The organism is Rothia sp. HMSC072B04, from assembly GCF_001813725.1.
Taxonomy (GTDB): Bacteria; Actinomycetota; Actinomycetes; order Actinomycetales; family Micrococcaceae; genus Rothia; species Rothia mucilaginosa.
In genome coordinates, this window is record NZ_KV813796.1 from 82,185 (window position 1) to 94,595 (window position 12,411).

Below are 12,411 nucleotides of genomic sequence, written 5' to 3' on the forward strand. Positions count from 1 at the left end.
AGTAGATAACCTCAACGTGATGTGCACCCCGTACCGCTCTCCCTAGAGTTGGTGCGGGGTGTTCAATTTTTCCTGCAAGAGCGTGCAAAAAGTATGTGAATAAATATTCACTAAAATTATGCATATTGGTGCAATATAAGCTGGCACACATTGGTGCATAGCCATGAAAAATGTCTTGATAAGGAACAATTTATTAGCCAGGAGTGAATAATCCAGCTAATATTTATGTATAGTTTCAAGCTTTTGTAAAGGGTGAATATGACCTCAGCTTCCTATACCGTCCGCACCGCCGAGTCTCATGAATATGCAGATGCGCTCGAGGTGCTGATTGCCGCATTCGACGGAGACCCCGCCATGATGGCAGTCATTGCAGGTGGTAGCCGCCGACAGGAACTTGCCAAGCTCCGCGCAATCATGACCCTGCAGGTCTACGGTAACTTCCAGGGCCGCGGACGTATCGACATTGCTATTGATAACACCACCGGAAAAATCGTGGGTGTCTGCCTCTGGAACACCCCCGAGTCCCAGGAAGGTTCCTTCGCTAACGAACTCAAGCAGATTGGCGCCTACTACAAGGCGCTCGGCTGCAAGACTCTGCTGAAGGCGATCCTAATGGAGCTGCATCTGCTCAAGTACCGCCCCGCGTACAAGCACTGGTACCTCTTCAACATTGGTGTTCTCGAAGAGTATCGTAGCCGGGGCATTGGCTCCCAGCTACTCGACTACGGTACCGAACGCATTGGCGACTACCCCGCCTATCTCGAAGCGTCGACCTACGACAGCGCACGCCTCTACGAGCGCCGCGGATTCTTCTCCCTCGGCCCGCTCCACGGCATCTTCTCTAAGGCACACGCCGTCGGCATGGTCTACCCCGGCACCGGTCCCACCGAGATTGTGCAGCGCACCTCCTAAACTTCCGGACGCGCACAAAACCGATAAATGTATATGCAAAATCCGCCCCACCGTGAGCACTCGCACGGTGGGGCGGATTTTTATCGTTAGAAGAGGAGCCTCTTATTGGAGCTCGTCCGGGGCGGAGGTGTCAGGCTGAATCTGATCCAGATTGGGGATGGAACGCACCGTTGCACCCAGATGGAGCTCAACGGGGAGCATATCCTCGGGCTGGGTAATTGGGGGAGTGGCATCCTCGGGGGAATCCTCCTGCTGTAGCTCAATGAGCTCCAGCAGACGCTGCGCGGTGCGCTTCGCAATACCCTCAATCGGCTGAACCACGGTCGCCAACTCCGGCATGAGCAGCTGAACGCTCTGCGTGCCGTCGTAGCCAATCACCTGGAAATCCTCCGGAACACGAATAGCGCGTGCACGCGCCCAGCCCAGCGCCAATGCGGCGTAATTATCGTTGGAGGCGAAGACCGCATCCACCGGCTCCGGGCTATCGGCGCGTTCGTCGAGGTAACGGTAGAGCACCTCACGCTTAATGCCCAGGGAGGGGCGGAAGCCCAGCTCCAGGAACTCCGGCATGAGCCCGGCTTCGAGCATTGCCTCACGGTATCCGCGCTGACGCTCATTGTGCTCACCCAGAGTCGACGTCACGTGCACGATATTCTGCGCACCCGTGGCGATCAGGTGCTCCGTGGCGGCGCGAGCGCCTCCGTAGTTATCGGAACGGATATTCGGGTAAAAGCCGCTTTCGAGGCGGTCCACGGTCACCAGGGGAGCCTGAGCATGCGGAATATTCACCAGCGCATCGGAGTGCGCGCCGCTGATAATACCGTCCACCTGATTGGAGAAAAGCATCTCCAGGTAGCGCTTTTCCTGCTCGGGGTGGTCATCGCTATTGCAGAGAATGACGCGGTAGCCTGCCTCGGCAAGGTAACTTTCGAGGCGGTACACCATCTCCCCGTAGAAGGGGTTTGCGACCGTGGGGAAGATGAGGCCCACCATCTGCGAGCGCTGACCCTGCAGGCTACGGGCGATGGCGTTGGGCCGGTAGCCGAGTTCCCGCATTGCCTCGTGGACCTTGGTGCGGGTGCTTTCGCTCAGGTAGCCGCGGTTGTTGAGCACGCGGGAGACCGTGGTGGGGGAGACTCCCGCCAGGGCCGCAACGTCGCTGAGTTTGGGCTTAGCCACGGAGGCTCCCTTCGGTATGCTAAACGATTGACATATCTCTCTACTATACCCCGACCGCATACCGCATAAACATTCCAACGCCGGAAAATAGCGCCTTACTACAGCACCGGAATAATCGGAACCCGGGCCCCCACCTCATGAGCAGAACCCCGAACCGAAGAATCATCCAACACCGCGCAGTGAGTAGCCGCCGCCAACGACGACAGCATATGCGACGCCGACTTCGGCAGAGGATACGCCACACCATCACGCACCGACACGGGAAGCAGACGAGCCCCCGCCGGCTTACGCAAAGTATCAACAGGCTCACCCAGAACCGCAGAATCCAGCTCCGGCAGAGGCATATCCCTCATACCAGCCAAAAGCGGCGGCAAATACGAATACAGGGCAGTGTAAGCCGCCAAAGGATTACCCGGCAGACCCAGCACAAAACGCTCACGACCCGAATTCGGGCCTGTCTCCGGAACCGGCAGGCGCGCAGCCAATGCAGGGTGCCCCGGACGCACATCCACCGACTCAAACAGATACGTCGCACCCATATCGTTGAGCACCTTACGCACCAAATCAACACCCGAAGTGCTCGACCCGCCCGTAAACACCAGCACACGAGCCGTCGACGTGGACAAGAACGTGCGGAACTCAGACTCAACATCCGCCAGGCGAATCGAAGGGCGCGCCTCACAGCCAGCAGAAATAATCGCATGCTCCATAAAGCCGCCAAACGCATCACGCACCTGACCCGGCGCAGGCACACCAAACGTAATGACCTCATTACCCGTAAACGCGCAACGCACCGGAATCGGAGCATACACCGGCAACTCATCAAAACCATTCGTGCCCAAGAACGCCGCCATACGCGCAGAAATACGGTCGCCGTGGCGCGCCAACAGCTCGCCACGCTCCAACTCAGCACCGGCATGGCGAATATCAGCACCCGGCGCCGGAGGCTCAAAACCCTCCGCCATATCCAGGTAATGAATGCTCGACTGAGTCTCCAAATGAGCAGCTACACCAGGGCGAGACGAAGCCTCCGCACCCTCATATAGGCGGGAATGCTCCTCACGCACAATCGCCTCAGCACCCTCCGGAATCAAACCACCCGTCAGAATCGGGGTCGCCTCGCCCGGTGCAATCGGCACGGTCAGGCGGTGAATATTCGCGCGAGAATCCTCCGGGTACGCCGGGGTCACCAGACGCCACGGAGGCGCACCCGCCACCGCGTAACCGTCCATCGCCGAAGAGCTGTAGTGGGGCACCGGCATCATCGAATAAACGTCGTCCGCCAAATAGTGGCCAATCGTCGCCAACAGCGGCAAAGACTCCGTCTTCACATGGTGAGCAATCTCCAGACCCTGCTCATGCAGAATCTGGCGGGCCTGCTGCCACGAAACAGAAGGAATATGGTGAGACATCGTACCTCGTAAAAGTGTGTGCGGGACGCGCAACAGCGCGCGAGCTCAAAAACATCGCCCGGTCGGGCGTTAAGAACTGAGACCTACCACTAGGGTACTCGTAGCTTGGCAACTAGCGCTCCTGCGCGCCTCAGATGCTAATAACTCGTGCTAATAACTCGACCAGAGCGAGGTCGTATAGCCGAGAGCCTGCGCCTGCTCCCACGTATCAACATCGGCGGTGTCAGCGGCAGACATCTCCACCGCCGCAGGGTTCAAACGGCGCAAAAAAGAACGAACAGAAGCGTCAGTCGTACCGGTCGAAAAGACCGAACGAATCGCCTCAAAGCGGTAAATACCCACCAGCGGCTGATAGATGCCCTCAGAGACACCCCAGAAGCCCTCAGAAGCTTCAGAGTCACTGGGCGCTTCAGAACCGGTGGTGGAGAAGGTAGTCGCGGTCTGCTCGGCACCCCGCGCAGCGGTAAGCAACTGCTGAACCGCCGGAGCAATACGCGGAGTATCCACACCCAAAATCAGGCACCAGCCCGGCAACGGGGTCTGCGAGCGCTCGCAATCCGCCGCAATACACTCCAACCCGGCATGAATCGCCGCGGCAGGACCCGAAAACGGCGGATCCTCACGAGTACGCAACACCCCCGACGGCAACGGCAAGCTCTCAGGACCCACCACCACGCGCGGGGACGCGCTCGCCACCGCCTCCAGGGCGCAATCCAGCAGGGTGCTCGTGCCGTCAGACAGGGACGCCTTCGGAACGTGGTTCAGGCGGCGAGAAGCACCTCCGGCAACAACGACCGCGGCGCACGAAAAATCACCCTCAGCGGGAAGCTCCGAACCGGGCATCTGATCCGCCCGCATTATCCACCCGCAAAGGGAGGCAGAACGTCCACACGATCGGCATCCTGCAGCGGAGCCTGCGCATCAGAACGGGAGCCATTGACCAGGAACGAGCACTGCTCCATGACCTGCGCAAGAGTCAGACCCGAAGGGGTTGTACCCTCCAAACTCTGGCCCAGATGCTCAATCAGCGCGCCAAGAGTTGCAGACGGCAGCTCAGCCAGGGGCACCGACAGCTGCGCGGTACCCGCCGCAGAACGCGCGGCAGCGAAAAAATGAACCTGCATAATGCTCCTCAATCCTTGAATAAACTCTGAGCAGGGTAGCCGAAAGCCAGGGGGTAAGGTGGCAGTAAAAGACCTTGTCCCACGCATATTTGGCTGTATATCCGGCTAATAAATAGGGTAGCTTCCTTAGCCGCCAATAGCGCTCATCGAGCGGCTCGCCTTGGCGAACTCCTCAATATCGAAGTCAGCGTCTTCCTTGCCGTGAGCGCGCGGCTTAAACCACATGCCTTCACGCCAACGCAGAGCCAGCTGCTGATCGTCAGCACCGGAACGTAGAAGCTGCATCAGGTCAGTCTCAGTGTCAGAGAACAAACACGAGCGAATCTTGCCGTCCGCCGTCAGACGGGTGCGGGTGCACGCATTGCAGAACGACTCCGTCACCGAAGCGATAATGCCCACACGGCCCAGCGACTCGGTGCCGTCAGCCGGGAATCCTGCCTCATCCAGGGCAGTGCCGAGCGGGTACACCTCCCACAGCTGAGCGGGGGAATCGCCACGTGCCTCAGCCACCGAACCCAGAACGTACTCAGCCGATAGCTTCTCGCGAATCTCAGCGGCAGTAATCGTGCCCTCGCGGGTCCAACGGTTATCGGCATCCAGCGGCATCTGCTCAATAAAACGCAGCTGATAGCCACCCGCCAATGCCCAGCGCAGAAGCTCCGGAGCCTGATCATCATTCAGACCTGGCATCAGCACAGCATTAATCTTGATGGGCCACAGGCCAGCCTCAGCAGCACCGTCAATACCCTTGAGTACAGCATCGAGCTTGTCGCGGCGGGTCAACTCGGCAAAGGTTTCACGGCAAATCGTATCCAGAGAAACATTGATGCGGGTCAGACCAGCCTCCGCCAGGGCGGTGGCACGCTTCTCCAAACCAATACCGTTCGTCGTAATAGCAAGCGGAACATCCGGATGCGCCTGATGGATACGGGAAATAATGTCCACCAAATCGGCGCGCACCAGCGGCTCGCCACCGGTAAAGCGGATCTCCTCCACGCCCAGCTCAGTAATCGCAATATCGGCAAGGCGTGCAATCTCCTCTGCAGAGAGCAGATTCTCCTTGGGAAGCCACTGCAAACCATCCGCCGGCATGCAATAAATGCAACGAAGATTACATTTATCGGTCAGAGAGATACGAAGATCCGTCGCCACGCGACCCCAACGGTCCAAGAGCGGACCGCTATTCGTAATATTCGGAAGTTTACGCTGGGCCTTTACGCCACTCTCAGATTTTTGGGGCGTCACAAAAGCAGCCCCGTTACCCTCCGCAGAAGATAAGGTGCTTAACATTGGGCCCGCAATGAGCTCAGAAGAAGCTGAATTTGCCGTGTACGCCATGTAAAACCTATGTGGAAAATTTGCATATTTCAGGTGACAATATGATTATTCCATGTTCCGGCGCCCCGCACATAGTGTGTGCAGGGTAAGTTACAACTGCGCCACCGCAGACCACGTGACGAAAACAACGTGTACAAGCTAGGGACGTACACGGAACGTCACACAGAGCCCGAACAGGAAAACACCTCACCACCGCAAGAGTACGAACCACCAAGGAAACAAATTTCATGAAGACCCCCCTCGCAGCCCTCAGCGCGCTCGCCGCAGCAACCCTTGCCCTCACCGGATGCGGCGCCACCCAGAGCTCCTCTTCGTCCACTGCCTCCGCATCGAGTAGCCAGGCTGCCTCCGGCAAGGTCGAAGTTTTTGCCGCCGCCTCCCTGAACAACGCCGGTGCAGACCTTGAAAAGGCATACGAAGCCGCCAACCCCGGCGTAGACGTCACCTTCGTCTATGAAGGCTCCGCAAAGCTCGTCAACCAGGTCGAACAGGGCGCAACCCCTGACCTGCTCATCACCGCAGACACCAAGAACATGGACAAAGCAAAGAAGCTCGACCAGTTCTCGGCTTCCGAAACCAACGTTCTGGTCACCAACAAGCTCGTACTCGTCACCGCCGAAGGCAACCCCGGCAAGATCAACAGCCTCGACGACCTCAAGACCACCGATGGCGTCGTCGCAGTCTGCAAAGAAGACGTCCCCTGCGGCACCATCGCCCACCAGGAACTGAAGAAGCACGACATCACCCTCAAGAACGCAACCACCGAAAGCAAGGTCACCGACGTAGCCACCAAGGTCACCACCGGTAACGCCGATGCGGGCTTCATCTACACCACCGACCTCGCCGCCGCCAAGAAGAAGGGTGTCAACCTCGGCTCCGTCGAGCTGACCGATGTGGAACGCAACGAATACCCCGCGGCGCTCAGCAAGACCGGCTCTTCTTCCGAAACCGCGAAGAAGTTCAACGAATGGCTGAAGAACTCCGACGAGGCGAAGAAGATCCTCACCGAGTACGGCTTCAACACCGCACAGTAATTCAACACCGCCACAGTAGGGAACAACCCGCGTCTCATCACCCATGACAGACACTACCGCTACCCATCGCAACGCCGGAACCTCACGCACACCCGGAAGCAGACTCTTCGCCTCCGTGCCCGTGCTCTTCCTGGTTCCGGCGTCGCTGGGTATTTTCCTCATTGCCGGACCGCTCCTCGGGCTCTTCCTCAACATCCCCTGGAACCAGCTCGGCAGCATCTTCACCCCGCAGGTGCTCGGGGCGGCGAACCTCTCACTCAGCACCGCCGCCGCCTCCACCCTCATCTGCGGGCTTCTCGGCGCACCCCTGGCGCTCGTGCTCTCCAAAGTGCTCAACCGCTCGCGGCTACACCGATTCGGGTCAGTTCTCTACGCCATCATCTACACCCCGGTGATTCTCTCCCCGGTAGTCTCCGGCCTCGGGCTGCTCTTCTTCTGGGGACGCAAAGGCATGATCGGCACCTACCTCTACCAGGCAGGAATCTCCATCCCCTTCACCCCCAACGCGGTGATTATCGCCCAGGTCTTCGTCGCCCTACCCTTCTTCGTTGCCACCGCGGTCACCACCCTGCAGGCTATTCCCCGCGAATACGAAGAAATCGCCCTCGTCGAAGGCGCTAAACCCGCAGAAATCACCTTCAAAGTGCTCCTGCCCCTCGCCGCGCCCGGCCTCGCCACCGCATTCCTGCTCTCCTTCGCCCGCGCCCTCGGCGAATACGGCGCAACCGTCACCTTCGCCGGCAACGTGCAAGGCAAAACCCAAACCATACCCCTCGCCATCGACCTAGCCATCAACAGCAGCGACATCCCCAGCGCCCTCGGAAGCGCCCTGATACTCATCAGCCTCTACTTAGGAATCTTCGGGGTCCTCGGCCTAATCCGCGCCCTCAAAAAACTACGCGAAAGCACCCGATAAGCCACCCCGCCGCTCACCCCACCCACCCTGGTATGCAGAGAGCCTTAGGACAAGCTCCATTTACCAGCCCACAGACACACACCTACACTAGTCATAACCGCCGTCGCACGATTGGAACCTCCATGATTTCCCCCGAATTCAACGGAACCCCCAGCACCGAAGAATACCGCGCCTACCTGGCGCTACTGCTACGCGAAGTCTTCATCGGCACAGCAGAAACGGTTCCCCTCTACCACGCGGCAGGACGCATCCTCGCCCAAGACGTCACCGCACGCATGGACGTACCCAGCTTCGACAACTCCCAAATGGACGGCTACGCCCTCACCGCTGAAGCCGCAGGACGCGAAGACCGCATCTTCACCGTAGGACGCGAAATCCCCGCCGGCCGACCCCTCCAGCGTTCCCGCTCCTCCGACGACCTGACCTACCCCATCATGACCGGCGCGCCCATGCCCAAGGGCTACGACGCCGTTATTCCCGTCGAACAGTCCGAACGCATCGAATACCCCGACCTGCCCGAATCCTTCGGCCGCCCCAGCGAAAAGGTCAAACTTGCCCCCGGCAAGCCCGGGCAGTTCGTGCGCCGCCGCGGTGAAGACGTCGTCACCGGTCAGGTCCTCGCACGCGCCGGTGAACGCGTCACCCCCGCTCTGCTCGGCGCGCTCGCATCCCAGGGCTATGCCCGCTTGACCGTCGCGGCAGGTCCCCGCGTGCTCGTCTGCACCGGTGGCGACGAGATCCTCTCCGGTGTTGAAGAAGACGGCACCGCTACCTCGCAGGAGCTGGCTCAGGGGCAGATTTTTGACGCGAACGGGCCCATGCTGACCGCTATGCTCCGTGAAGACGGCGCTGAGGTGCGCCGCATCGCTATTGGTGATAACCCCATCGAGTTGCTGCACCGTCTCGCGGCAGAATACGAGAGCTTCGCGCCGGACATCATCATCACCTCGGGCGGTATTAGCCACGGTAAATACGAAGTGGTGCGCAACGCCATCGCCAAGGCACACGAAGCCGACATCCTGGTGCCCGTCTCCTGGTTTGGTCACGTGAGCCAGCAGCCCGGCGGACCGCAGGGCGTAAACGTTCTCGACTTCAAGGGCCATCGCGTGCCCATGATTTCCTTCCCCGGCAACCCGGTGAGCACCCTCATCTCGTACGCGCTGATTCTGCGCCCCTACCTGCGTGCAGGCGGCCCCTACGGTGTGCCCTATGCGGTTGCCTCCGAACAGGCAACCCTGAACAACGCACCGCGAGGCGTGCTCGTCACCGAAACCCCGATCACCGCCCCGGCAACCAAGCGCCAGTTCCTGCGCGGAACCCTCGGCATGGTCGAGGTCGAGCCCGGAACCTACCGGGTGGAACTCTACCCCGACGTGCTCTCCGGCTCGCACCTGTTACACCGCGCCGCACAGGCGGACGTGCTCATTGAGCTGGCGCCCGGAACCACCTACACCGGGGGAGAAGCGGTACCCTACCACCGCATCCGCCTCACCGATAACTAAGCCCCCGCCCCGCATTGTTCCTTGGTCGAACGACAAGGAATAATTGAGACTCACACTAAGTAACGATTCGCGGCAGAAGAATACCGCGCAGAAGCCAGGAGAAACGATGACCTCTACCTCTCAGCCCAACCAGGAACTGACTCACGTGCGCGCCGACGGCTCGGCACACATGGTGGACGTTACGGAGAAGTCAGTTACCACCCGCACCGCCCTGGCTGAAGCAACCGTGCGCACCCGCGAAGACGTGATTGCCATGATTTTTGACGCTGACCTGCCCAAGGGCGACGCTCTTCCCGTTGCACGTGTTGCCGGCATCATGGGCGCTAAGCGCACCCCGGAAATCATTCCCCTCTGCCACCCGCTGCCCCTGGGCAAGATCACGGTGGACTTTGAGCGCGGCACCGACTTCGTGCGTATTGAGGCCTCCGTGAAGACCCGCGGCGTCACCGGCGTAGAGATGGAGGCGCTCACCGCCGTCTCCTCGGCGGCACTGACCGTTTTCGACATGATCAAGGCAGTCGATAAGTACGCCGTAATTACCGATATCCGTGTTCTGGAGAAGAGCGGCGGCAAGTCCGGCGACTGGTCCGTCCGCGAGGAATCCTAAGCTACGGCGGTGCACCGCCCCCACCGTCATCTGATAGATACAGAAAAGGAAAGCCAATGAGTAGCGAAGACTACACCATGCCCGAGAACCTCACCGGTCTGGTTATTGTCGCCTCCACCCGCGCAGCCCGCGGCGTGTACGAGGATAAGTCCGGCCCCATCGCCGTGGAGTGGCTGCGCTCGCGCGGCTTCGACACCCCGGATGCCGTGGTCATTGAAGACCGCGATATTGTCGAGTACTTCAACACCCTGGTGACCGAAGGTAAGAAGAACGGTAACCTGCCGACCTTCATCCTGACCAGCGGTGGTACCGGTCTGAACTCTGACGACCAGACCGTGGAGGCGGTTCGCCCCCACCTGGACAAGGAAGTTCCCGGCGTTATGCATGCCTTCTGGATGAACGGTCTGAAGAACATTCCCGCGGCGGTGCTTTCACGCGGCGTGGCGGGCGTCATTGACCGCACCTTCGTGATGACCCTGCCCGGTTCGCGCGGTGGCGTGAAGGACGGCGTGGCAACCCTCGACCCGCTTGTTGAGCACATTTGCCGTCAGATGGAGGACTACCATGACCACTAAGCCGCAGAACGAAGAATCCCTGGACCATTCGGGTGCGCACGGTGTTGAGCCGAGCGGCTCGACCGTGGTGTTCACCGATATTACGGAGGCGCCCCTGGAGCCGCTGTACGCTGCGGCTAAGGCTGAGGTCATGACCGACGCCATGGGTGCGCTGGTAATTTTTGACGGCATTGTGCGCAACCATGATCACGGTAGCGCGGTGCGCGGGCTGTCCTATAGCGCGCATCCGCAGGCTCGTGAGTATATTGCGGAGGTTGCCGCCGAGGTTGCTGCCGAGCTGGACGGTGTGCGTCTGTGGGCTGTGCATCGTGTGGGTCCGATTGCTATTGGTGAGTCGGCTCTGACCGTGATGGCGGCGGCTGCTCACCGTGGCCGCGCGTTTGATGCCTGTGAGCTGGTGGCTGACCGGGTGAAGGCTCGTGTGCCGATTTGGAAGGAACAGGAACTGCTCGATGGAAGCATCGAGTGGGTTGGTGTGGACACTTCGCCTGCTTAGCCTTCTGAATATTCTGATATCTCTATATAAGCCTGTCAGGGGGATTTCTCTCGGGCAGGCTTATTCTCCTTGAAAGCTCAAGTCACCTCTACTACTAGACGCGAGGAATCCCTATGTCTTCTCAGCCTTCAACCGGCACGGGCGAGCTCTCTGCCGCTGAGCGTGCGTTCTATTCTCGTCAGCTGATCCTGCCCGAAATGGGGTATGAGGCTCAGCTGGCGCTCAAGGGCGCGCGTGTGGTGGTGCTGGGCGCTGGCGGTTTGGGTGCTCCCGCTCTGCTGTACCTGGCGGGTGCCGGTGTCGGTCAGATTGTGGTGGTGGATGATGACGTCGTGGATGCCTCGAATCTGCACCGCCAGGTGATTCATACGCATGCCAGGGTGGGCAATTCTAAGGCTGAGTCCGCTGCTGAGTCCTTGCGCTCGCTGAATCCTTTTATTGAGGTGTTGCCGGTGCGTGAGCGCCTGACGGAGGCGAATGTTGATGAGCTTCTGTCTGGCGCTGATCTGGTGCTGGATGGTAGCGATAATTTTGAGTCGCGTTATGTGGTCTCGGCGGCGGCTGCGCGTGCCGGGATTCCGCATGTGTGGGCTGCGATTCTTGGCTTTGATGCGCAGCTGAGTGTGTTTTGGGCGGGGCGCGGTCCTGTGTATGAGGATTTGTACCCTCATGCTCCTGCTGTCGGTAGCGTGCCGTCGTGTAGTACTGCTGGCGTGGTGGGTGCTATGGCTGGCGTGGTGGGTGCTGCGATGGCCATGGAGGCGGTGAAGCTGCTGACCGGGGGGGGGGAGCCGCTCATGGGTGAGGTTGGCCTATATTCGGCATTAAGCGGAAGGTGGGAATATATACCTCTTGTAGCTAGCGTGCAAGCTGTACCTAAGAAAAGCGCTGTTTTGCCCCAAGAAACGAGTCATAAGCCCAAAAATCATGTAACAATTCGTAATATTTCTCAGGATTTTACAAGCTCTTCTGCTGACTCGAAGCCCCGCTCGATGAGCGCTCAGGACCTTAAAAAGATGTCATCGGGTGAAAATATTGCCCTTTTGGATGTCCGTGAGCAGGTGGAGTTCAATGCCTTTGCGATTGACGGTGCCATTAATCTACCCCTCACTGAATTGCTTGAAGCGGCTCGAAATGACTCCCTCAAAGCCCTAATTGAGCGTAAAATCCCCGCAAATGCCCAGAAAATCGTTATTTACTGCACCGGATACACCCGAACGGTTGAAGCGGCTCGTGAAATAGCGCCTCTGGAGGAGCGTTCTGTGTACATGCTTGAGGGTGGAATTTCCGCCTGGCTTACGGTCTAAAACACCCTT

General features: G+C 59.4%; 13 protein-coding genes. 8 read left to right on the plus strand and 5 right to left on the minus strand.

Features of this window, described 5'->3' with window-relative positions:
- Positions 1–258 precede the first annotated feature (258 nt).
- Positions 259–912 carry a GNAT family N-acetyltransferase gene (locus HMPREF2928_RS02230; protein ID WP_070687274.1) on the plus strand — a complete coding sequence of 218 codons (654 nt, stop codon included), beginning with the start codon at positions 259–261 and terminating at the stop codon, positions 910–912.
- Between the two features lie 102 nt (positions 913–1,014).
- Here HMPREF2928_RS02230 and HMPREF2928_RS02235 read toward each other — a convergent pair whose 3' ends face one another.
- From HMPREF2928_RS02235 to moaA, 5 genes are all read right to left on the minus strand, one after another.
- Positions 1,015–2,091, minus strand: coding sequence for a LacI family DNA-binding transcriptional regulator (locus HMPREF2928_RS02235; RefSeq protein WP_070687275.1), 1,077 nt, complete (start codon positions 2,089–2,091; stop codon positions 1,015–1,017).
- A gap of 98 nt (positions 2,092–2,189) precedes the next feature.
- Positions 2,190–3,503 (minus strand): molybdopterin molybdotransferase MoeA, encoded by a 1,314-nt coding sequence (locus tag HMPREF2928_RS02240; RefSeq protein ID WP_070687276.1) that lies wholly within the window; start codon positions 3,501–3,503, stop codon positions 2,190–2,192.
- Between the two features lie 150 nt (positions 3,504–3,653).
- The gene (locus tag HMPREF2928_RS02245) at positions 3,654–4,346 is read right to left on the minus strand and encodes a molybdenum cofactor guanylyltransferase (RefSeq protein ID WP_371440517.1); all 693 of its coding nucleotides are present in this window, start codon (positions 4,344–4,346) and stop codon (positions 3,654–3,656) included.
- Positions 4,347–4,360: 14 nt separating this feature from the next.
- The gene (locus tag HMPREF2928_RS02250) at positions 4,361–4,627 is read right to left on the minus strand and encodes a MoaD/ThiS family protein (protein WP_070615179.1); all 267 of its coding nucleotides are present in this window, start codon (positions 4,625–4,627) and stop codon (positions 4,361–4,363) included.
- 126 nt (positions 4,628–4,753) lie between these two features.
- Entirely contained in the window at positions 4,754–5,965 is a 1,212-nt protein-coding gene (moaA, locus tag HMPREF2928_RS02255) for a GTP 3',8-cyclase MoaA (RefSeq protein WP_005504903.1), read from the minus strand.
- Between the two features lie 227 nt (positions 5,966–6,192).
- On the opposite strand from moaA, the gene modA reads away from it, so the two are divergent.
- From modA to HMPREF2928_RS02290, 7 genes are all read left to right on the plus strand, one after another.
- Positions 6,193–6,999, plus strand: coding sequence for a molybdate ABC transporter substrate-binding protein (gene modA, locus HMPREF2928_RS02260; RefSeq protein ID WP_070687278.1), 807 nt, complete (start codon positions 6,193–6,195; stop codon positions 6,997–6,999).
- Between the two features lie 43 nt (positions 7,000–7,042).
- Complete coding sequence (locus tag HMPREF2928_RS02265; RefSeq protein WP_044145744.1) at positions 7,043–7,915, plus strand: ABC transporter permease; 873 nt, start codon at positions 7,043–7,045, stop codon at positions 7,913–7,915.
- Positions 7,916–8,037: 122 nt separating this feature from the next.
- Positions 8,038–9,417 carry a molybdopterin molybdotransferase MoeA gene (locus tag HMPREF2928_RS02270; protein ID WP_070687279.1) on the plus strand — a complete coding sequence of 460 codons (1,380 nt, stop codon included), beginning with the start codon at positions 8,038–8,040 and terminating at the stop codon, positions 9,415–9,417.
- Positions 9,418–9,523: 106 nt separating this feature from the next.
- A complete protein-coding gene (moaC, locus tag HMPREF2928_RS02275; protein ID WP_049341109.1) occupies positions 9,524–10,024 on the plus strand; it encodes a cyclic pyranopterin monophosphate synthase MoaC in 501 nt (166 codons plus the stop codon).
- 56 nt (positions 10,025–10,080) lie between these two features.
- Positions 10,081–10,599, plus strand: coding sequence for a MogA/MoaB family molybdenum cofactor biosynthesis protein (locus HMPREF2928_RS02280; RefSeq protein ID WP_049341111.1), 519 nt, complete (start codon positions 10,081–10,083; stop codon positions 10,597–10,599).
- The gene (locus tag HMPREF2928_RS02285; protein ID WP_049341113.1) at positions 10,589–11,095 is read left to right on the plus strand and encodes a molybdenum cofactor biosynthesis protein MoaE; all 507 of its coding nucleotides are present in this window, start codon (positions 10,589–10,591) and stop codon (positions 11,093–11,095) included. Before HMPREF2928_RS02280 ends, HMPREF2928_RS02285 begins: the two co-directional genes overlap by 11 nt.
- 113 nt (positions 11,096–11,208) lie before the next feature.
- A complete protein-coding gene (locus HMPREF2928_RS02290; RefSeq protein WP_070687280.1) occupies positions 11,209–12,402 on the plus strand; it encodes a ThiF family adenylyltransferase in 1,194 nt (397 codons plus the stop codon).
- Positions 12,403–12,411 lie beyond the last annotated feature (9 nt).